Annotated in this window: 14 protein-coding genes; 5 read left to right on the top strand and 9 right to left on the bottom strand. The window is 72.8% G+C overall.

Annotated elements, in window-relative coordinates; genetic code table 11:
* Nucleotides 1-76: 76 nt before the first annotated feature.
* The gene (locus AB0L89_RS06065) at nucleotides 77-2,389 is read right to left on the bottom strand and encodes an aminotransferase class I/II-fold pyridoxal phosphate-dependent enzyme (RefSeq protein WP_365135012.1); all 2,313 of its coding nucleotides are present in this window, start codon (nucleotides 2,387-2,389) and stop codon (nucleotides 77-79) included.
* A gap of 199 nt (nucleotides 2,390-2,588) precedes the next feature.
* Nucleotides 2,589-3,776 (bottom strand): prephenate dehydrogenase, encoded by a 1,188-nt coding sequence (locus AB0L89_RS06060; protein ID WP_365135009.1) that lies wholly within the window; start codon nucleotides 3,774-3,776, stop codon nucleotides 2,589-2,591.
* Between the two features lie 299 nt (nucleotides 3,777-4,075).
* Between AB0L89_RS06060 and hppD the strand changes: the two genes are divergently transcribed.
* The 3 genes from hppD (at nucleotide 4,076) to AB0L89_RS06045 (ending at nucleotide 8,840) form a co-directional block, all read left to right on the top strand.
* Complete coding sequence (gene hppD / locus AB0L89_RS06055; RefSeq protein WP_365135006.1) at nucleotides 4,076-5,176, top strand: 4-hydroxyphenylpyruvate dioxygenase; 1,101 nt, start codon at nucleotides 4,076-4,078, stop codon at nucleotides 5,174-5,176.
* Nucleotides 5,177-5,270: 94 nt separating this feature from the next.
* The gene (locus AB0L89_RS06050) at nucleotides 5,271-6,344 is read left to right on the top strand and encodes an alpha-hydroxy acid oxidase (protein WP_365135598.1); all 1,074 of its coding nucleotides are present in this window, start codon (nucleotides 5,271-5,273) and stop codon (nucleotides 6,342-6,344) included.
* A gap of 120 nt (nucleotides 6,345-6,464) precedes the next feature.
* Complete coding sequence (locus AB0L89_RS06045) at nucleotides 6,465-8,840, top strand: excinuclease ABC subunit UvrA (RefSeq protein WP_365135003.1); 2,376 nt, start codon at nucleotides 6,465-6,467, stop codon at nucleotides 8,838-8,840.
* Between the two features lie 32 nt (nucleotides 8,841-8,872).
* Here AB0L89_RS06045 and AB0L89_RS06040 read toward each other — a convergent pair whose 3' ends face one another.
* From AB0L89_RS06040 to AB0L89_RS06025, 4 genes are all read right to left on the bottom strand, one after another.
* Nucleotides 8,873-10,387: an acyl-CoA synthetase gene (locus tag AB0L89_RS06040; RefSeq protein WP_365135000.1), complete on the bottom strand. Its 1,515-nt coding sequence runs from the start codon at nucleotides 10,385-10,387 to the stop codon at nucleotides 8,873-8,875.
* A gap of 80 nt (nucleotides 10,388-10,467) precedes the next feature.
* Complete coding sequence (locus AB0L89_RS06035; protein WP_365134997.1) at nucleotides 10,468-11,214, bottom strand: succinate dehydrogenase/fumarate reductase iron-sulfur subunit; 747 nt, start codon at nucleotides 11,212-11,214, stop codon at nucleotides 10,468-10,470.
* On the bottom strand, nucleotides 11,211-13,160 hold the full coding sequence (locus tag AB0L89_RS06030; RefSeq protein WP_365134994.1) for a fumarate reductase/succinate dehydrogenase flavoprotein subunit: 1,950 nt from the start codon (nucleotides 13,158-13,160) through the stop codon (nucleotides 11,211-11,213). The genes AB0L89_RS06035 and AB0L89_RS06030 overlap by 4 nt, the downstream gene beginning before the upstream one ends.
* Before the next feature lie 3 nt (nucleotides 13,161-13,163).
* The gene (locus AB0L89_RS06025; protein WP_365134991.1) at nucleotides 13,164-13,871 is read right to left on the bottom strand and encodes a succinate dehydrogenase; all 708 of its coding nucleotides are present in this window, start codon (nucleotides 13,869-13,871) and stop codon (nucleotides 13,164-13,166) included.
* Between the two features lie 95 nt (nucleotides 13,872-13,966).
* Here AB0L89_RS06025 and AB0L89_RS06020 point away from each other — a divergent pair, with 95 nt between their 5' ends.
* On the top strand, nucleotides 13,967-14,842 hold the full coding sequence (locus AB0L89_RS06020) for a LysR substrate-binding domain-containing protein (RefSeq protein WP_365134988.1): 876 nt from the start codon (nucleotides 13,967-13,969) through the stop codon (nucleotides 14,840-14,842).
* 61 nt (nucleotides 14,843-14,903) lie between these two features.
* Nucleotides 14,904-17,729 (top strand): hypothetical protein, encoded by a 2,826-nt coding sequence (locus AB0L89_RS06015; protein ID WP_365134985.1) that lies wholly within the window; start codon nucleotides 14,904-14,906, stop codon nucleotides 17,727-17,729.
* Here the strand turns inward: AB0L89_RS06015 and AB0L89_RS06010 are convergent.
* The 3 genes from AB0L89_RS06010 to AB0L89_RS06000 are packed head-to-tail and all read right to left on the bottom strand — an operon-like array spanning nucleotide 17,709 to nucleotide 21,418.
* Nucleotides 17,709-18,470, bottom strand: a complete 762-nt coding sequence (locus tag AB0L89_RS06010; RefSeq protein WP_365134982.1) for a VOC family protein — start codon at nucleotides 18,468-18,470, stop codon at nucleotides 17,709-17,711. The genes AB0L89_RS06015 and AB0L89_RS06010 overlap by 21 nt on opposite strands.
* 3 nt (nucleotides 18,471-18,473) lie before the next feature.
* Nucleotides 18,474-20,609, bottom strand: a complete 2,136-nt coding sequence (locus AB0L89_RS06005) for an EAL domain-containing protein (RefSeq protein ID WP_365134979.1) — start codon at nucleotides 20,607-20,609, stop codon at nucleotides 18,474-18,476.
* Nucleotides 20,606-21,418, bottom strand: coding sequence for an SAM-dependent methyltransferase (locus AB0L89_RS06000; RefSeq protein ID WP_365134976.1), 813 nt, complete (start codon nucleotides 21,416-21,418; stop codon nucleotides 20,606-20,608). The genes AB0L89_RS06005 and AB0L89_RS06000 overlap by 4 nt, the downstream gene beginning before the upstream one ends.
* Nucleotides 21,419-21,543 lie beyond the last annotated feature (125 nt).

The raw sequence follows: 21,543 nt of genomic DNA, 5'->3' as shown, positions 1-21,543 counted from the left end.
TCGTCGCACGCTGATGTCGCCGTTCACTGTCGTGCTCCTTCTCGTGCGAGCGCTCTTCTCGTGAGAACGCTCCTGGCTAGCCCCGCTCGCTCTCGGCCTCGATGAAGCGCGCGAGCCGCGCGGTGCCCTCGGTGATCTGAGCGGGCGTCAGGTAGCTGGTCGAGAGGCGGATGCCGTGCGCTCCGCCGCCGCCCGGATAGAAGTACGTCATGGGCGTCCAGATGACGCCGAAGTCCTGCGCCGACCGGACCAGCGCGGCGTTGTCCGCGCGGAAGGGCACGCGCACGGTCAGGAAGAACCCGCCGGTGGGCTCGTTCCAGCGCACCCCGAGCGCCTCCCTGCGGGCCCGCGGCAGGTGGGCGTCCAGCTCGCGCAGCGTGGCCCGCATGGCGTCGCCGTAGTAGCCGGCCGCCGCCTCGTTCAGCTCGGAGATCCGTCCGCCCGCCGCGAGCAGCGCGCCCGCCACCGCGGCCTGGCTCAGCGACGAGGTGTTGACCGTCACCATGCTCTTGATCTTGGCGAGTTCGTCGGCGAGGAGACCGGTGCGCCCGCTGTCGTCGACGACGGGCTGGTCGGCGACGACGAAGCCGAGCCGGGCGCCCGGGAAGACCGTCTTGGAGAAGGAGCCCAGGTGGACGACCGTGTGCGCGCGGTCCTGGGACTTCAGCGTCGGCAGCGGAGGTCCGGGGCTGACCAGCCGGTAGGGGCTGTCCTCCAGGATCAGGATGCCGTGCCGGGCCGCGAGCGCGAGGAGCTCGGCCCGGGTCTCCTGGTTCATCGTGGTGCCGGACGGGTTCGAGTGGTCGGGTACGACGTAGAAGGCACGAGGGCGGCGGCCCCGCGCGTGCTCCGCCCGGATCGCCGCCTCCAGATCGGCACAGCAGAGGCCGTCCTCGCGCTCCTCGACGGGCGTCGTCGTGACGTCCAGGAGGCGGGCCGCGCCCGTGATCCCCACGTAGCAGGGGCTGGAGACCAGGAGGACGTCGTCGGGCCCGGTGATCAGCGCGCGCAGGACCAGGAGCATGGCCTCCTGCGCGCCGACGGTCACCACGATGGACTCGGCGGGCACGTCGATGCGCTCGTCGGCGCGCAGCGAGTCGGCGATGATCTCGCGGATCTGGCCCGCGGTCGGCCCGTACTGGTACATGGCGGTGCGGATGTCCTGCGGTGAACTTCCCTGCTCGGCGAGGTGGTCGAGGTAGCGGCGCAGGTGGGCGAAGATCTGCTCGTTGTCGAAGAAGCCGTCGTAGGGGCGGCCGGGCGCGAAGGAGATCGCCGCCGGGTAGCGGTGGGTGATCTCGTTGAGGAACGTCATCGTGTCCAGGACGGGTGCGCCGACGCTGGCGTGCAGTTCGGCCTTCCGCAGCGGTCGCGCGGCCCGCGTCGGCGTCGGGGCGGCGGGGCGCGGTCCGGTGCGGATCAACCCGGGGCCGATGTCCGCGACCGTACCGGCGCCGGTGAACGTCATCGCCTCCGCGAGTTCGCGCACCAGGCCGTCCAGCGCCTCCGTCACGCCCGCGCGCCCGCCGGCCCGCAGGCCGTCCAGGACCGGGCGGCCCGCGAACACCGCGTCGGCGCCCGCGGCGAGCGCCGCGAGGACGTCCGCGCCGCGGCGCACCCCGCCGCTCAGCAGGACGGGGCAGCGGCCCGCCGTGGACGCCGCGATCTCGGGGAGCGCGTCGAGGTCGGTGACCACGATCCCGTCGGCGCCGGTCTCGACGGCACGCAGTGCCTCGGCGGGGGTGCGGACCCCGGCGACCAGCAGCGGCAGCGCGGTGGCGGCGCGCAGCCGGGCCACGTCGTCCCAGCCGGTGCGTTCGCCGAGCAGCGACCGCACGTCGGCGACGGGGCCGGGCGTGTCGAGGTTGGCGGGCGCGGCGACCCGCCGCAGCACGTCGTCACCGCCGCCGAGGCCGAGGAGCAGGGCGCCGAATCCGGCGTCCTCGGCCCGTCCGGCGAGGCGCCGGGCAGTCTCCGGGTCACGGAAGGCGTAGGTGCGCAGCCAGAGCGGGACGTCGGCGGTGGCGGCGAGTTCGGCGAAGGGCCGCTCGGCGAAGGCGCTGACGACGGCCGGGAGTCCGGCCGCCCCCGCGGCCTGCACGACGGCGAACTCGCCGCCGGGGCGCGCCGGGGCGGTGAGCGGGCCGACGACCAGCGGCGCCGACCAGCCGCGGTCGAGGATCTTCACGGCGGTGTCGGGCGGTCCGGGGTTGCCCGGACCGCCCTGCCGCAGCCCCGTGCGCTCGAATGCCTCGCGGTTCACGGCGGAGGAGCGGGCGTCGCCCGTTGCGCGCTCCTGGGCCGACGTCGAATGGCCCGGCACGGAATCCGTGGTCCGGTGGCCTTCGCGCGCACTTCGCGCGGGACCGTCGGCGATCTGTTCCGCCATGGATTTCCCCCAGGCGTCCGGAAGTTATCGAGAATGTGGCTTCTGTCGCTCAGACTCACATGAATCCCGACAGTCCGACAACGTCGTCCAACCGTCCGAATCGCACACTTGGACAAGTCTGGACGCATCCGACCGCGGGACGGAAGCGGAGTGTTTCAACCCGTATTTCTCGCGCACCAGAAATCGCGCGGTACGACCCTCATGACGTTCCGACCGGCAGCACCATTCCCTCGCCCTCGTCCCGCTCCGCGGGCTCGGGGGGCCGCGCGGCCCGTTCGCGCACCGCGTCCCAGCCCGCGGCGCCGAGGTCGGCCGCCATCCGGTCGGCGAGGCCCGGCGGGACGGTGAACCGCACGGTGAGCCCGCCGCCCGTCCGGCCCGCCTCGCCGCCGCCCGCCGCACCGCCGACGTCGACGGCGGCGTCCTCCCCGGCGACGCCGAGTTCCGCGACGTCGGCCAGGAGCCGCGCCAGTTCGCCTGGCCGGTCGGGGACGGCCACCCGCACGCGCGGGTCGCCGGGCGCGGCGCGGTGGCGGGGCCCCGGGATCCCCGCCACTCCCGACACCCCGCGGTCCAGGAGGTCCACGAGCGTCCGCATGCCGTGGTCCCGGTCCCCGCCGCCGGGCCGGGCGAGCGCGTCGAGGGCGGGCACCAGCCGGGACAGGTCCGTGTGCAGGTCCTTCAGGACGCCCGCGATGGCGGGGGCGTTGGAGCGCACGATGTCGCCCCAGAGCCCGGCGTCGCCGCCCGCGGTCCGGGTGGCGTCGCGCAGCCCCTGTCCGGCGACCCGGGACAGCTCCGCCGGGCCCTCGCGCAGCCGGGCCGCCATCAGGCTGGCCATCAGGTGCGGCACGTGGGAGGTCACCGCCAGGGCGGCGTCGTGGTCCTGACTGCGCATCACGACCGGCACCGCCTCGCACAAGGCGACCAGTTCCAGGGCCCGGTTGAAGGCCTCCTCCGAGGTGAGCCGGGACGGCGTGAGCACCCAGTTGCGGCCCTGGAACAGCTCGGTGCGGGCCGCGAGCGGGCCGGAGCGCTCACGCCCGGCCAGGGGGTGCCCGCCGATGTAGCGCGCGGGGTCGGGGGCGCCGCTCAGCGCGGCGCGCTCGGGTTCGGCCTTCACGCTCGCCACGTCGGTGTAGCTGCGGGCCAGGCCGCGCGCCTGCGATTCGCCGAGCACGGCGGCCACGTGGCTCGGCGGGACGGCGATCACCGCGAGGTCGACCGGTTCGCCGGGCGTCGTCGCGCGCCCGGCGCCGAGGGCGGCGGCCGTGCGGGCCGCCGCCGGATCCCGGTCCATGAGGAACACGGTCACCCCGCGCCGGCTCGCGGCGAGCGCGACCGAGGTGCCGATCAGGCCCGTGCCGATGACGGCCATGGTGCGCATCACTGATCATCACCCGTTCGAAAGGCCGTCGACCAACAACCAAAAGGCCCGCCGAGTTTATGCGGCGGGCGATCCGGCTGTCAGGGCCGGAGTTCCGTCCGTATTTCCTGGACAGCTGAACCGCACAACAGAACTGGACAGGAGAACTGGACGGCAGAACGGGACGCGGAATCGGGGCCGGGGAATGGACAGCGGTATGTCCAGACCCCCGATGCGGCGTCCATATTCCCGATGGCCAGATCGGAGACCGGGCTCGTAGAGTCCCAAACGCTCATTTCTCTCCGACTCTGGAGACATTCATGCGGGAATTATCAAAAATAGCGGATCCGCTCGCGGATCTGTCGATCGACTACGTCGAGATGTTCGTGGCGGACCTGGCCGCCGCGACGTCCTCCTGGGTCGACAGGTACGCCTTCACCGTGGTCGGCACCAGCGAGTCCGCGGAGCACCGCGGCACCGCGCTCCGCCACGGACAGATCACTCTCGTCCTCACCCAGGCGACGTCGGAGCAGCATCCCGCGTCGGCGTACGTGCTCGACCACGGCGACGGCGTCGCCGACATCGCCCTGCGCACCGCGGACGCGACGGCCGCCTTCGAGGCGGCGCTGGCGCGCGGCGCGCTCCCCCACCGGCAGCCCGAGCGGCACGCGGACGGCGGCCCGGCCGTCACCGCCGCGGTCCGCGGTTTCGGGGACACCGTCCACACCCTCGTCCAGCGCGACCCCGACGAGGGACTCGGCCTGCCCGCCGGATACACCGCGGTGCCGTCGAGCGGTGAACACGGCGACGACGTCGGCCTGTTGGAGCTCGACCACATCGCGGTGTGCCTGAACGGCGGCGACCTCGCCCCGATGGTCGACTACTACTGCCGCACGCTCGGCTTCCGGGACATCTTCCAGGAACGCATCGTCGTCGGCGCCCAGGCGATGGAGTCGACGGCCGTGCAGAGCCGGTCCGGCACCGTGACGCTGACGCTCATCGAGCCCGACACCTCGGCCGCCTCGGGGCAGGTCGACGAGTTCCTGAAGGACCATCACGGTCCGGGCGTCCAGCACCTGGCGTTCTCGGCGCGCGACGCGGTGCGGTCGGTGCGCGCCCTGTCCGCGCGTGGCGTCACCTTCCTGCACACGCCGTCGTCGTACTACGACCTGCTCGGCCGCCGCGTCGACCTGAGCGCGGAGCGCCTGGAGGACCTGCGGGCGACGAACGTGCTGGCCGCCGAGGACCACGACGGCCAGCTCTTCCAGATCTTCACCGCCTCGGCGCACCCGCGGGGCACGCTGTTCTTCGAGATCATCGAACGCCAGGGCGCGGCGACCTTCGGCAGCGCGAACATCAAGGCGCTCTACGAGGCCGTGGAGCTGGAGCGCACGAGGCAGCGTGGCTTCCATCAGCGCTGACGCGGCGGCGGTGGCGGTCGCCGGCAGCACGGCGCCGGCGGACGGCGCGCGGGGCCCCGCGGGCGGCGTCCGGGACCTGGCCGACGTCCGCTGCGTGGCCGACGCGGAGCGCGCCGCCACCGCCGTCCTGCCCATCGGCGTACGGGACTTCGTCGCCGGGGGCAGCGGGGCCGAGACGACGCTCGCCGCCAACCGCGCCGCCCTGGACCGGGTCTTCGTCGTGCCGCGCGTGCTCAGTGACGTGTCGCGGTGCGCGCCGGGGACGACGCTCCTCGGGCGGCCCGCCCGGATGCCGGTGGCGCTCGCGCCGGTCGCGTACCAGCGGCTGCTGCACCCCGACGGCGAGCTCGCGGCCGCCCGGGCGGCGCGGGACGCGGGCGTGCCGTTCACCGTGAGCACGCTCAGCAGCGTGCCGGTCGAGCGGCTCACCGAGCTCGGCGGGACGGTCTGGTTCCAGCTGTACTGGCTGCGCGAGCCGGGCCGCGCCCTCGACCTGGTCCGCAGGGCCGAGGACGCGGGCGCGGCGGCCGTCGTGCTGACGGTCGACGTGCCGTGGATGGGGCGGCGGCTGCGGGACGTACGCAATCGGTTCACGCTGCCGGAGCAGGTGCGGGCGGCGCATCTGGCCGCCGGTCCCACGGCGGCGCACCGCGCGCCGCGGGAGGCGGCCTCCGCGCTGGCCGCGCACACCGAGGCGGTGTTCTCGTCGGCCCTGACGTGGTCGTCGGTGGCCGCGCTGCGGGAGCGGACGCGGCTGCCGCTGGTGCTCAAGGGCGTCCTGGCGCCCGAGGACGCGGTGCGCGCCGCCGAGTGCGGGGTCGACGCCGTGGTGGTGTCCAACCACGGCGGCCGTCAGCTGGACGGCGCCGTCCCGAGCGCCGACGCGCTGCCCGAGGTGGTGGCGGCCCTGTCCGGCCGGTGCGAGGTGCTGTTCGACAGCGGCGTCCGGAGCGGTACGGACGTGCTCAGGGCGCTGGCGCTGGGGGCGCGCGGGGTGCTGGTGGGCCGGCCGGCGCTGTGGGGTCTCGCCGTGGGCGGCGAGGCGGGCGTGCGGCGGGTGCTCGATCTGCTCGGCGAGGAGTTCCGGGACGCCCTGGGGCTCGCGGGGTGCCCGGACGTGACGGCCGCGGGGGCGCTGCGTACGGTGCTCCGGGAGGCATCGACCTAGCGGAGGGCCCGCCCCTGCGCGACGAGGGGACGCGCGGCCACCGGGCCGCGGAGGCGGTCCTCCTCCGCCGCGGCCTAGAATCGTGGGGTTTGTCCCCGAGCCGCGTACGGAGCCCCGCCCATGCACAGCCCCCACGATCCGTTCGTACGCGTCCGGGGCGCCCGGGAGCACAATCTCCAGGGCGTCGACGTGGACATTCCGCGCGACGTCCTCGCGGTGTTCACGGGCGTCTCCGGCTCGGGCAAGTCCTCGCTCGCCTTCGGGACCATCTTCGCCGAGGCGCAGCGGCGCTACTTCGAGTCCGTCGCGCCGTACGCCCGGCGTCTGATCCAGCAGGTGGGCGCCCCGAAGGTCGGCGAGATCACCGGGCTGCCGCCGGCCGTCTCACTTCAGCAGCGCCGTTCGGCGCCCACCTCACGCTCGTCCGTCGGCACGGTCACCACCCTGTCCAACTCGCTGCGGATGCTGTTCTCGCGCGCGGGCAGCTACCCGGCGGGCGCCGAACGGCTCGACTCGGACGCGTTCTCCCCCAACACCGCGGCCGGGGCGTGCCCGGAGTGCCACGGTCTGGGCCGGGTCCACCGCACGTCCGAGGACCTGCTGGTGCCCGACCCCTCGCTGTCCGTCCGTGAGGGCGCGATCGCCGCCTGGCCCGGCGCCTGGCAGGGCAAGAACCTGCGCGACGTGCTGGACGCCCTCGGCCACGACGTGGACCGTCCCTGGCGGGAGCTCGCGCAGAAGGACCGCGACTGGATCCTGTTCACGGACGAGCAGCCGGTGGTCACCGTGCACCCGGTGCGGGAGGCGGGGCGCATCCACCGCCCGTACCAGGGGACGTACATGAGCGCCCGGCGCTACGTGATGAAGACGTTCTCGGACTCCAAGAGCCAGACGCTGCGCGCCAAGGCCGAGCGGTTCCTGTCGAGCGCGCCGTGCCCGGCGTGCGGCGGGAGCAGGCTGCGCCCCGAGGCGCTCGCGGTCACGTTCGCGGGCCGCACGATCGCCGAGCTCGCCGCGCTGCCGCTCTCCGACCTCGCCAACGCCCTTGAGGAGGAGTCCGGTTCGCACGGGACGGACGGCGCGTCGGAGACGGCCCGCGTCCTGACCGGGGATCTGCTCGCGCGCATCGCGACCGTCACCGAGCTCGGCCTCGGCTACCTCAGCCCGGACCGCCCCACCCCGACCCTGTCCGCGGGCGAGCTCCAGCGGCTGCGCCTGGCGACACAGCTGCGCTCGGGGCTCTTCGGCGTGGTGTACGTCCTGGACGAGCCGTCGGCCGGTCTCCACCCGGCGGACACCGAGGCGCTGCTGACGGTCCTCGACCGGCTCAAGGCCGCGGGCAACTCCGTCTTCGTCGTCGAGCACCACCTCGATGTCGTGCGCCACGCGGACTGGCTCGTCGACGTGGGCCCGCGGGCGGGCGAGCACGGCGGCCGGGTGCTGCACAGCGGCCCGGTGGCCGGGCTCGCGAACGCCGAGGAGTCGGCGACGGCCCGCTTCCTCTTCGACCGGGCACCGGCTCCCGTGCGCGACGTACGCGAGCCGCGGGGCTGGTTGAAGCTCGGTCCGGTCACCCGGCACAACCTGCGCGGGGTCACGGCGGAGATCCCGCTGGGCGCCTTCACGGCGGTCACGGGCGTGTCGGGCTCGGGCAAGTCCACCCTCGTCGGCGAGATCACCGAGGAGCTGCCGGGCGTCGGCCGGCTGGTCCGCGTCGACCAGAAGCCGATCGGCCGCACGCCCCGGTCGAACCTCGCCACGTACACCGGCCTCTTCGACGTCGTGCGGAAGGTCTTCGCCGGCACGGACGCGGCGAAGGAACGCGGGTACGGCGTGGGGCGCTTCTCGTTCAACGTGGCGGGCGGGCGGTGCGAGACGTGCCAGGGCGAGGGCTTCATCAGCGTCGAGCTGCTCTTCCTGCCCAGCACGTACGCGCCCTGCCCGGACTGCGCGGGCGCCCGCTACAACCCCGAGACGCTCGACGTGACGTACCGCGGGAAGAACATCGCCCAGGTCCTCGACCTGACCGTGGAGGCCGCCGCGGACTTCTTCGCCGACACGCCGCCCGCCGTCCGCAGCCTGCGCACGCTCCTGGACGTCGGCCTCGGCTATCTGCGGCTCGGCCAGCCGGCCACGGAGCTGTCGGGCGGCGAGGCCCAACGCATCAAGCTGGCGGGCGAGTTGCAGCGCGTACGCCGGGGGCACACGCTCTATCTGCTGGACGAGCCGACGACGGGGCTGCACCCCGCCGACGTCGAGGTCCTCACGCACCGGCTGCACGAACTGGTCGACGCAGGCAACTCGGTGGTCGTCGTCGAGCACGACATGGCGGTCGTCGCGGGTGCGGACCGGGTCATCGACCTCGGGCCGGGCGGCGGTGACCGGGGCGGGCTGATCGTGGCGGCGGGCACTCCCGCCGAGGTGGCGGGCGCCGAGGGCAGCAGGACCGCGCCGTACCTGGCGCGGGCGCGCGAGGCGGGGCGCGGGCGGGGCTGATCAGCGCCCGCCGCGGCGCCCGCCCCGGCCGCTCACGCGCGCCGGTACGCCTCGCGCAGCCGGGCCTTGGCCAGTTTTCCGGTCGGCGTGCGCGGCAGGCGGTCGGTGAAGTCGACGGTGCGGGGCGCCTTGTAGTGGGAGAGGCGCTCACGCGTGAAGTCGATGAGTTCGCGGGCCAGTTCGGGCCCGGGCGTGATGCCCGGCTCGACCTGGACGACGGCCTTGACCGCCTCGCCCATCTCGGCGTCCGGCACGCCGACGACGGCCACGTCGGCGACGGCCGGATGCAGCACGAGCACGTCCTCGGCCTCCTGCGGGTAGACGTTCACCCCGCCCGAGATGATCATGAAGGCCTTGCGGTCCGTGAGGAAGAGGTAGCCGTCCTCGTCGACATGGCCGATGTCCCCGGTGGTGGTCCAGTTCGGGTGCACGGGGTGCCGTGCCGCGCGGGTGCGGTCCTCGTCGCCGTGGTAGCGGAAGGGCATCTCGTCGCGCTCGAAGTAGACCGTGCCGGTCTCCCCCGCGGGCAGGACGCGGCCCTCCTCGTCGCAGATCCGCAGATTCCCGAGGAACCCGTCGCGCCCGACCGAGCCGGGCTTGCGCAGCCACTCCTCGGGGGAGATGAAGGTGATGCCGTTGCCCTCCGTCGACGAGTAGTACTCGTACAGGACGGGCCCCCACCACTCCATCATCCGCCGTTTGACCTCGACGGGGCAGGGCGCGGCGGCGTGGATGGCGATCTTCATCGACGACGTGTCGTACCGGGCGCGTACCTCGGCGGGCAGCTTCAGCATGCGCACGAACATCGTCGGCACCCACTGACTGTGCGTCACCCGGTGCCGCTCGACGGCCGCGAGGGCCTGCTCGGCGTCGAAGGACTCCATCAGGATCACGGTGCCGCCGAGCGCGGTGACCACACCGCAGAAGCGCAGGGGCGCCGCGTGGTAGATCGGCGCGGGGCAGAGGTAGACGGTGTCCTCGCCGAATCCGTACATGGCCTGGAAGACGACGGTGTACGTCGTGGGCTGCTCGCGCACGTCGCCCTCGGGCAGCACCGGCCTGACGCCCTTGGGCCGGCCGGTGGTGCCGGAGGAGTAGAGCATGTCGGTGCCGAGGGGCTGGTGGTGGGGCGGTACGGCGGACGCGGCGTCCAGGGCCTTGTCGTACGTGCCGTCGTCGAGCCCGAGCACATGCGGCGGACCGTCGGCCAACTCCCGTACGCGTGCTCCCATTTCGGCGAGGGAGCCGGAGAGGATCAGCGCCTCGGCGCCGCAGTCGCGCACGATGTACGCGGCCTCGTCGGCGCTCACGTGGTGGTTGACGGCGGTGAGATGGAGCCCGGAGCGCAGGGCGGCCCAGTAGACCTCCAGGGCGCGCGGGTCGTTGTGGCAGAGCAGGGCGAGGTGGTCGCCCCGGCGCAAGCCCGCGGCCCGCAGATGATCCGCGAGCCGCAGGGAGCGTTCTTCGAGCTGTCCGTAGCTGAGGGTCCGTGTGCCGTCGGCGGTGACGACGGCCGGCCTGGCGGGGTCGTACGCTCCCGGATACATGCGCCGAAAGGTACGCGCCCGAAGGGGCGCGGGGAACCGCGCGAGCAGCCACGGCCGCCCCGCGGGCCACCGCGCGGCGGCTAGCGGCTGACCTTCCGGGTCGCCCGCAGCCACTCCTTGTTCATCGCGGAGATGGAGGGCAGCGGAATCCCCTTGGGGCACGCCGTCGCGCATTCGCCGGTGAGCGTGCAGCCCCCGAAGCCCTCCTCGTCCATCTGCGCGACCATGTCGAGGACGCGCGTCTCCCGCTCGGGCGCGCCCTGCGGCAGCACGTTGAGGTGGTTGACCTTGGCGGAGGTGAACAGCATCGCCGACCCGTTGGGGCAGGCGGCCACGCAGGCCCCGCACCCGATGCACTCGGCGTGCTCGAAGGCCGATTCGGCGTCCGGCTTGGGCACGGGCGTGGCGTGCGCCTCGGGCGCCGAGCCCGTGGGGGCGCTGATGTAGCCGCCGGACTGGATGATCCGGTCGAAGGCCGAGCGGTCCACCACCAGGTCCTTGACGACCGGGAAGGCCGAGGCGCGCCAGGGCTCGATGTCGATGGTGTCGCCGTCCTTGAAGGACCGCATGTGGAGCTGGCAGGTGGTGGTGCGCTCGGGGCCGTGCGCGTCGCCGTTGATGACGAGCGAGCAGGCGCCGCAGATGCCCTCGCGGCAGTCGTGGTCGAAGGCGACGGGGTCGTCGCCCCGCACGATGAGGTCTTCGTTGAGGGTGTCGAGCATCTCCAGGAACGACATGTCGGAGGAGATGCCGTCCACTTCGTAGGTGGACATCGCACCGTCGGCGTCGGCGTTCTTCTGGCGCCAGACGCGCAGGGTGAGCTTCATGCGTAGCTCCGCTGAGTGGGGTGGACGTACTCGAAGACGAGGTCTTCTTTGTGGAGGACGGGGGCGTCGCCGGTGGCGGTGAACTCCCAGGCGGCCGCGTACGAGAACTCCTCGTCCACGCGGGCCGCCTCGCCGTCCGGGGTCTGGGACTCCTCGCGGAAGTGCCCGCCGCAGGACTCGGCGCGGTGCAGGGCGTCGAGACACATCAGCTCGGCGAGCTCCAGGTAGTCGACGATGCGGTTGGCCTTCTCCAGGGACTGGTTGAACTCCTCGCCGGTGCCGGGCACCTTGATGCGGCGCCAGAACTCCTCGCGGATCTGCGGGATGCGTTCCAGGGCCTTGCGCAGGCCGGTCTCCGTGCGGGCCATGCCGCAGAACTCCCACATGACTTCGCCCAGTTCGCGGTGGAAGGAGTCGGGGGTGCGGTCGCCGTCGACGGACAGGAGGAGGTTGAGGCGGTCCTCGGTCTCGGCCAGGACCTCCTGGACGACGGGATGAGCGGTGCTCACCTCGTCGTGGTGGGGGTTGCGCGCCAGATAGTCGTTGATGGTGGACGGCAGGACGAAGTACCCGTCGGCGAGGCCCTGCATGAGGGCGGACGCACCGAGCCGGTTCGCGCCGTGGTCGGAGAAGTTGGCCTCGCCCACGGCGAAGAGCCCGGGGACGGTGGTCTGGAGGTCGTAGTCGACCCAGAGGCCGCCCATCGTGTAGTGCACGGCGGGGTAGATCCGCATCGGCACCTCGTACGGGTTCTCCGCGGTGATCCGCTCGTACATGTCGAAGAGGTTGCCGTACTTCTCCTCGACGGCCTTCTTGCCCAGGCGGGCGATGGCGTCCGCGAAGTCCAGGTAGACGCCCTGTCCGCCGGGGCCGACGCCGCGGCCCTCGTCGCAGACGTTCTTGGCGGCGCGGGAGGCGATGTCGCGCGGCACGAGGTTGCCGAAGGACGGGTAGATGCGCTCCAGGTAGTAGTCGCGCTCGTCCTCGGGGATCTGGTGCGCGGGCCGGTCGTCGCCCTTGGCCTTGGGCACCCAGATGCGGCCGTCGTTGCGCAGCGACTCGCTCATCAGGGTGAGCTTGGACTGGTGGTCGCCGGTGCGCGGGATGCAGGTGGGGTGGATCTGGGTGAAGCAGGGGTTGGCGAAGTAGGCGCCGCGCCGGTGGGCCCGCCACACGGCGGTGGCGTTGGAGTTCATGGCGTTGGTCGACAGGTAGAAGACGTTGCCGTAGCCGCCGGAGGCGAGCACGACGGCGTCCGCGAAGTAGGTGTCGATCTTCCCCGTGACCAGGTCGCGGGCGACGATGCCGCGGGCGCGCCCGTCGACGACGATCACGTCCAGCATCTCCGTGCGCGGATGCATCTCGACGTTGCCCGCCGCGATCTGCCGCGACAGCGCCTGGTAGGCACCGAGGAGCAGTTGCTGCCCGGTCTGTCCGCGTGCGTAGAACGTCCGGGAGACCTGGACGCCGCCGAAGGAGCGGGTGTCGAGGAGTCCGCCGTACTCGCGGGCGAAGGGCACGCCCTGCGCGACGCACTGGTCGATGATCTCGACGGAGATCTGGGCGAGGCGGTGGACGTTGGACTCGCGGGCGCGGAAGTCGCCGCCCTTGACGGTGTCGTAGAAGAGCCGGTGGACGGAGTCGCCGTCGTTGCGGTAGTTCTTCGCGGCGTTGATGCCGCCCTGCGCGGCGATGGAGTGGGCGCGGCGCGGCGAGTCCTGGTAGCAGAACTGCACGACGTGGTAGCCCTGCTCGGCGAGCGTGGCCCCGGCGGAGCCGCCGGCCAGGCCGGTGCCGACGACGATGACGGTGTGCTTGCGGCGGTTGGCCGGGTTGACCAGCTTGGCCTCGAAGCGGCGGGTGTCCCAGCGCTCGGCGATGGGCCCGGTGGGGGCCTTGGTGTCGACGACCGGCTCACCGGTCGTGTACTCGGCGAAGGAGTTCATCGGTCAGCTCACCAGTCCGGTCATGACGGCGACGGGTACGGAGACGAAGCCCACGACGAGGACCACGGCGAGGCCATTGGCCAGGGGCTTGAGGACGCGGTCGCGGGTCGCGGTGCCCACGCCCAGGGTCTGCGCGGCGCTCCACAGTCCGTGGCGGACGTGGAAGCCGAGGGCGACCACGGCGACGATGTAGATGACGTTGCTGTACCAGGTCGAGAAGGTGTCGATGATGTTCTGGTACGGCTTGAGGTGCTGGTACTCGCCCGGGTGCACGGTGCCGGTCGTCAGGTCGAGGATGTGCCAGACGATGAAGAGGGCGAGGATGATGCCGCCCCAGCGCATGGTGCGGGTGGCGAAGCTCGCCTCGCGCCGCCTGTGCACGTACTGGGTGGGGCGCGCCTTGATGTCGCGGCGGCTCAGCTGGTACGCGGAGGTGGCGTGCGCGACGACCGCGACGACGAGCACCACGCGGAAGAGCCAGAGCGACCACTCGTAGTGCATGAAGGGCTCGCCGAGCGTGCGCAGCCAGTGGGCGTAGTGGTTGATCTCCTCGGGGCCGAAGAAGATCTTCAGGTTCCCGATCATGTGCGCCACCAGGTAGAGCAGCATGATCAGGCCGCTCACCGCCATCACCGTCTTCTTGCCGATGGTGGAGTCCCAGAGCGTACGGGTCATGGACGGCCGTTTGTCCGTCCGCGTTGCCAGAGCCATGTCACCGACGCTACGGCCGAAAGTCCCGATCGGTCCAAGAGATGGTTCGGCTCATCTCGATAGCCTGGGCCTATCGACCCACGTATCGTTGCCGTATGCAGTTCCAGCAGCTCCACTACTTCGTCGCGGTCGCCGAGACCCGTCACTTCACCCGCGCCGCCGAGGAGGTCCATGTCTCGCAGCCCTCGCTCTCGCAGCAGATCCGGGCCCTGGAGAAGGAGCTGGGCGCCGAACTGTTCAGCCGGGCGCGCGGCAACATCGCGCTGACCGACGCGGGCGAGGCACTGCTGCCACTGGCCCGCCGGATCCTCGCCGACGCGGACACCGCGCGCATCGAGGTGCAGGAGCTGGCGCAGCTGCGCCGCGGCCGCATCCGCCTCGGCGCCACCCCGAGCGTCTGCACCGGCCTGCTGCCCGACGTCCTGCGCGCCTTCCACGACCAGCACCCCGGCATCCAGCTCCTGATCGAGGAGGGCGGCTCCCACGACCTCGTGCGCGAACTGGCCCGCGGCGCCCTCGACCTCGCGCTCGTGGTCCTCCCTCTCCCCTCCCCCTCACCCGCGCTGACGACCGTGGAGCTGCTGCGCGAGGACCTGGTCGTGGTGTCGGCGCCCCGCGCACGCCGCCTCGGCACCCCGGTGCGCATCGCCGACCTCCAGGGCGAGCGCCTCGTGATGTTCCGCCACGGCTACGACCTGCGCGAACTGACCGTCGCCGCCTGCCGCGCCGCGGGCTTCGAACCCGAGTTCGCGGTCGAGGGCGGCGAGATGGACGCGGTCCTCGGCTTCGTCCGCGCGGGCCTGGGCGTGGCGGTCGTCCCCCGCATGGTCGCCGAACGCTCGGGCTCCGACCTCCGCATGACCCCGCTGGCCACACCGAGCCTGCACCGCACGATCGCCCTGGCCCACCGCAGCGACGTGGCCCCGCCCCGGGCGGCGCGGGAACTCCAGCGGATGCTGCTTGAGCGCTGAACCTCCCCGCGGCGCGAGCGCGGCTCTACAGTGACCTTCCGGCCGGCGGGAGGGGGTGCCCATGCCGACGGTGAGAGGCGCGGCCACGGCGGTGGCACGGTCCGTCGGACTGCTGGTGCTGTGCGCGGTGGTCGTGGGGTGCGCGGTGTGGGGAGCGGACCGGTGGGGGGAGGCCGCGCGTCAGCAGGCGCGCGCCGAGGAGTACGCGCAGGCACACGCGAGCCCCGGGCCCGTGACCGGCCTCCCCGACTTCCCGACCGGGCCGCACGACCTCGTGCCCTATCTGCCCGGCCGCGACAGCCAGGGCGAGATCTCCGTCCGCGTCCGCCGCGCCGGACCCGACGAAGGCTGGCGGATCGTCACCCGTTACCGGCTCAGCCTGAGCACGAAGGATCCCTTGGTGTCGGCGCTGAGAGCGTCACCCGAGGAATTCGCCGCGGTCGCCTACGTCCTGCCGGGCGGCGAGGCGTCCGCCGAGCCCGTCGGCTTCCTGGAACCCGAGATCGGCAAGGACCGAGGGGACTTGGCGGGGCTCCCCGACTGGTGCACCGTCAGCCAGCCCACGAGCAAGGGGCGAGTCACCGTCACAGCCGAGCACAACGTCACGACGGGCTCGGCACAAGGCACCGCGCTGGCCACCTACGCGCTGTCCAAGCGGGTCGGTGACGGCGACGAAGGCGTGGTGCCGCGCCTGCCGGGCCGCTGGACCTGGTCGATGGACGTACCCAAGGAGTGGGGCTTCCGGGTCGAGGGCCGGCCCGACCGCCAGACGGCGCACTCGATCCGATTCCGCCTGACCCACGAACGCGGCACAGCGGAGGTGACCCCCGTCCTCGTCGCCGGTGACGAGAGCACACCCGTGAAGGCCGCCGCGGCCCGCCCCTACACGGCTTCGGGATACCAGGCGCTGCTCACGCTCTTCTTCCTGTGCCTCGCCTTCGGGGGCGCCCTCATCGGGCTGCTGCGCACGCCGGGGACCGCGGTCGGGGTACGGCGTCGCGCCCGCTCGGTCGCCCTGGGCACCGGAGTGCTGCTGTGCGCGGCTCTCGCGGCGCTCCTGGAAGACCTCTACCTGCCGAGGTGGAGCGTGCTGGGATGGTTGTGGGGCGGCGCCGTCTTCAGGTTCTCGGACCTGACCGGCGAGCCGCTGCCCATGGAAGCCCACGTCCAGGGCGCGTTCCTCGGCCTCGCGCTCTTCGCTCTCCCGGTCCTCCTCACCGGCTTCGCCCGTCGCTCGCGCACGGCGTCGTGGGACTCCACGGGCCCGGTGCTCGCCGTCGCCTCGCCGGCCCTCGCGCTCCTCCTCCTGGCCTGGGCCATGGGCGGCGGCGACTGGACCGGGACGGTGCTCAGCTGCCTGGCGTGCGCCTCACTGGCCGCGGGCGCCGTCCTCGGTGCGCTGCTGCTGCCGCACGGGACGCGGGAGTCGCGCACCTGGGCCGTGCCGTGCGCGGTCACGACCTGGGCCGCGGTCACCTCGACGATCGTGCTGCAGGCCCTGCCCCGGAACATGGCGCAGCAGCCCTCCGGCCTCTCCTTCACCTACACCCGCCTCACCCTGCTGGCGAGCTGGCCCACCGTCCTCGTCCTGCTGGCACCGTGGGTCGCGGCTCTGGCCGTCCTGACCGGGCCACGGCTGTCCGGCCCCCGCCGCCTTCTGCTCGGCGTCGTACTGATCCCGGCGCAGCTGCCCTACTGGAACCCTCTACGCGACTGGGTGTCCCCCGAACTGCCGCCCACCGCGGCGCTGTTGATTCAGCTGACCGGGCAGAGCCCCGGCGAAACGCTGATCCTGGGGGTGCGCATGATGGCGCCCGCCCTCCAGACGATCTGGCTGATCGTCACCGCGCTCCTCCTGGTCCGGCTCCACGACACCGGCGCACGCCCCGGCACGTGGGGTCCTACCGCGCGGGGCCACTGCGTGACCCTGCTGGTGCTCGCCGCGAGCGCGACCGTCATCGGCTCGCCCGAGAGCTGGCTGCCGTACTGGAGCACCGGCGCCGCGCTGCTCACCGCCTGGGCCGGTGCCCTTCTCCTGCTGCCCGCGCGGCACGCCGATCGGGCGGCCGCCCTGCACGCGCTGTCCGGCGCCGCCCACTCCCGCCGGATGGCCGCGCTCGCCCGTGCCCTTCTCTTCGCCGAGGGCCGTCACCGCTTCCTGACCTCGTCACGCGCGGCCCTCGCCGATGCCTCCCAGCCCGCCGACACCTGGGACGAGAAGTGGCGCGGCCTCAAGCGGCCCACGGCCGCCGACGCCGCGCGCGAGACCGAGCGGCTGCGGGCCACCGCACTCGGCGGCTCCGCCGGTCGCCCCGCGTGGGCCAACGCCGTCGCCGCGACCGCGGCCTCCGCACTGCTCACCCTGCCCTGGACCACGTGGACCCTCTGGCAGTCCGAGGGGTACGGCGGAATCCCGGAGGCGATCACCCTGGGCGGCGGAGCGACCTGCGTGTGGCTCGCCCACGGCTTCGCGTACGGCTATCTCTACCCGTGGCTGCGCGGCAACAGCCCGGTGGCGAAGGCCGGTTGGCTGTGGTCGGTGATGTCGACGGTGCAGATTCTGCTCGTCGTGCCCCGGCTCCAGGTGCCGTCCGGCGCGACCACCCTGTCGGTGTTCCTGCTGCTCGCCCAGAGCACCGTGATGGCCCTCGGGCTCGCCCTCTACTGGGAGATCCGGCTGGTCCGCAGGGCGGATCTGCTCTGGGGGCACATCCGCAACTTCCGGCGGCTGTCCTCGCTCGCCACCCCGGTCAGCGCCGTCCTCGTGGCGGCGATCGCCGCGGCGGTCACCGTGCTCGCGACCGCCTGGGCCAATGACGTCACGGCTCCCGTCGACACGCCGAGCCCCTCCCCGACGTCCTCGGCGTCATCCAGCGCCACCCCGTGACGGCAGGTCACCCGACTCCGGATCGCGTCCCGTCAGGCAGTACGTCCCGCCCGCCGGGTCCCGCATCACCCGCCATGTCGCGCCGCGCGAGAGAAGTTCCGCGCCGTGGGACTCGTGCCAGGTGCGGACCGCGTCCATGTCCGAGCAGGCGAGGTCGAGGTGGGCGGCGGGCCGTTGGCCGGGGGTGGCCAGGCGCTGGAGGAGGACGCGGACCGGCAGGCCGGGCGGTGGCTTCAGCCGGTGGAACTCGGGCAGGCGCGCCGCGGTGGACTCCCAGCCCGTGAGTGCCGTCCAGAAGGCGACTTCCGTGGCGAACGCCTCCGGGGCGATGTCCAGGCAGACCTGGTCCAGGCGGGCGGTGGCGCCGTCGGGCCCGGTGACCGGAGCCGGGCGGGACGCCTCGCCGTTCCAGGGCACCAGACAGAACAGCTGTCCGCCGGGTGACCGGAGCACCTCCAGGTCGTCCTCCGCGAAGACCTGGCCCGCGCCGAGCGCACGGGCCCGCTCCGCGGCGGCGGCGAGGTCGTCCACCGCGAGATCGAGGTGCGCCCCGCCGGGCCCGTCCACGGCCTGCGCCTTCAGGCAGGCGTCGGCCGGGCCGGACGGCAGTAGGGTCACGAACTCGCCCTCCGGACCGCGCGGTTCGGACAGCTGCGTGCCGGTGACCGCCGGCCAGAAGGCGCACGCCCGCGCGAAGCGGTCGCGCGGGCGGTCGATGAAGGCGTACGTCCAACGGATCACGGCTCAGCCCGTCGCGTCCGCGAGCGCCAGCTCGTGGAGCCGGTCGGGCGGGCCGGGGCGGGCGTAGTACCAGCCCTGCGCCGTGTCGCAGCCCAGCTCCCGCAGCTGGTCGGCCTGCGCGCCCGTCTCGACGCCCTCGACGGTGACCGCGAGGTCGAGGCTGTGCGCGAGCGCGACGATCCCCTCGACGATCTTCAGGTCGACCGGGTCGGCGGGGAAGTGCTGCATGCCCTGGGTGAAGGAGCGGTCGAGCTTGAGCACGCTCACCGGCAGACGGCGCAGATTGGCCAGGTTGGAGTAGCCCGTACCGAAATCGTCGAGCGCGATGTCCACACCCATTTCGGCAAGTCTGCGGAGCGGCTTGAGCAAGTCGTCGTCGGCTCCTATCAGCGCGGACTCGGTGACCTCCAGGCACAGCGCGCCCGGTTCGAGGCCCTCGCGCTCCAGGATGTCGACCGTGTCGGACACCAGACCGGGGTGGGTCAGCTGGCAGGGCGAGAGGTTGACGTTGATCCGCAGCGGTCCCGCGTCGCTGTGCCGCGACTCCCAGAGGCGGGCCTGGCGCACGGACTCCTCCAGGACCCAGCGGCCGAGCGGCACGATCAGGCCGGTGTGCTCGGCGAGCGGAATGAACCGGTCGGGTCCGATGACGCCGTGCTGCGGGTGCAGCCAGCGCACCAGCGCCTCGGCGCCGCGCACGCTGCCGTCGCCGAGGTGCACGAGCGGCTGGTACTCGATGAAGAACTCGCCGCGCTCCAGCGCCGTGGGCAGCGCGGTGGTCAGGCCGTGCCGGGTGATGGCGCGGGCGTCGGCCTCGGGGTCGGCGAGCTCGTAGCGGTTGCCGCCCGCGGACTTCGCGCGATACATCGTGATGTCGGCGCTGCGCAGCACCTCGGCCGCGCCGCGCTCGCCTGCCGGGCCCTCCACTATGCCGATGCTGCCGCGCACGGTCAGCTCGCGGCCGTCGACGCGGATCGGGGCCGCGAGCGCGTTCATGATGCGTCCGGCGAGCTCGTCGACCTCGTGCTGGGTGTCGGGGCCGGTGGTGAGGGCCACGAACTCGTCGCCGCCGAGCCGGGCCACCATCTCGCCGGGCGCGGTCGCGCAGGACTGGAGCCGGTCGGCGACCTCGACGAGCAGCCGGTCGCCGGCCGCGTGTCCCAGGCTGTCGTTGACGGTCTTGAAGCCGTCGAGGTCGAGGTAGCAGAGCCCGAAGCGGGCGTCCTCGCCCGCGGCGAGCACCTTCTCCAGGCGCTCGAAGAACAGGGTGCGGTTGGGCAGCCCGGTGAGCGCGTCGTGCGTCGCCTCGTACCGCAGGCGCAGATTGAGCAGCCGGCGCTCGGTGGTGTCCTCCATCAGCGCCAGCTGGTACTGCGGCGCACCGTCCGCGTCACGCAGCAGCGACACCGTGAGGTTGGTCCACAGGACCGTCCCATCGGGGCGGTAGAAGGCCTTCTCCACGCGGTAGTGCTCGCGCTCGCCGCGCACCAGCTCCTCGTAGAGCTTCCAGACGTGGGGCGAGTCGTCGGGGTGCGTCCACTCCCCCACGTTCCGTCCGCGCAGCTGGTGTTCGAGGCCGCCGAACATGCGGATCAGCGCGTCGTTGACCTCGAGAACCGTGCCGTCGAGGTCGGCGATCCCGATGCCGATCGCGGCGCCGTGGAAGACCGCGCGGAAGCGCGCCTCGCTGGCGTGCAGCGCCTCGGCGACGGCGCTGCGCGCGCTCAGGGCGGCCCGCGAGATCGCCTCCTGCTCGGCGAGGGTCCGCTCCCGCAGGGCCTGGGCGAAGCCCGCGGCCATCGCGTGCTGGATCCGCGCGGAGCGCGCCCGCAGCTCCTCGCGGGGGCCGTCGCCGCCGCAGTAGAGGACCAGGTAGGCGTCGACGCAGTCGAGCGTGCGGCTGAGCGCCTCGGGATCGGTGCAGTGCGTGCCGATGAGGGCCGCGCCGACGGCCTGGCTCTCCGCCGCGTCGAAGATCCGCTCCTGGAGCGCGTCGCTCAACCGTCGGGCCAGCGGGACCAGTTGCTGCTCGAACTCGGGACGGGTCAGCGAGGTGGCCGTCACGGGAAAGATCGCGCGGCTCCAGATGGTGGCGAACCGGCGGAGTCTCCCCTCGGGTCCGTCCTGTTCGCCGGTCAACGCTTCCGTCCCACGCCCGCGAATCCCGAGAAGGAATACGGATCCTCCTCCTCGGGCGCGGTGTCGGGCCGCCAGTGCGGCATCGGCACCAGGCCGGGTTCCACCATGTCGTATCCCTCGAAGAACCGTGCGATCTCGTCGCGTGAGCGCATGATCAGTGGATTGCGGATGTCCTTGTATACACCGACGGTCCCGCCGGCCTGCTCGGGGGGAACCGGAATCCCTTCGTACGAGGCGTGGGTGATGACGGCCAGACTGCCGGGCGCGGTGGCGTCCCGCAGCTCGGCGACCGCCGCGTAAGGATCGTACGCGTCCTCGACGAAATGCAGGACGGCGACGAGAAGAAGGGCCACGGGCCTGTCGAGGTCGAGGAGCGATGCGACTTCCGAACTGCCCAGAATGTCCCGGGGCTTGCGCAGGTCCGCGGAGACGACCGCGGTCCGCTCGTCGCCGTCGAGCACGGCCCTGCTGTGCGCGACGGCGACCGGGTCGTGGTCCACGTACACGACGCGGGCCTCGGGGCTGGCCTCCTGAGCCACCTCGTGGACGTTGCCGAACGTCGGGATGCCGGAGCCGATGTCGAGGAACTGGGTGACCCCCCGGTCCACCGCGTGCCGCACCGCGCGCCGCATGAAGGCCCGGTTCGCCTGCATGACCTTCGGCAGCCCCGGCATGAACTCCATCGCCTTGCGGGCCGCCTCCCGGTCCACCTCGAAGTTGTGCGAGCCGCCCAGGTAGTAGTCGTAGATGCGGGACACGCTGGGCATCGCGATGTCGATGCCGAGCGGTGCCCAGGCGGGACGCTCCATCAAGACTCCAAGGCATAGGGGGGTGGCACGGGCGATCCGATGTTCGAGGGTGAGGCTACTGATCGTCCGCCAAGGGAGCGAGTCAAAACGGAAATTGGTCGTCCGTTCTCGGTCACTGCCTTTGG

Source organism: Streptomyces sp. NPDC052114 (assembly GCF_040680155.1).
Taxonomy (GTDB): domain Bacteria; phylum Actinomycetota; class Actinomycetes; order Streptomycetales; family Streptomycetaceae; genus Streptomyces.
Note: the sequence above shows the minus strand (reverse complement) of the source record. Positions and strands in the feature narration are given on the sequence as shown.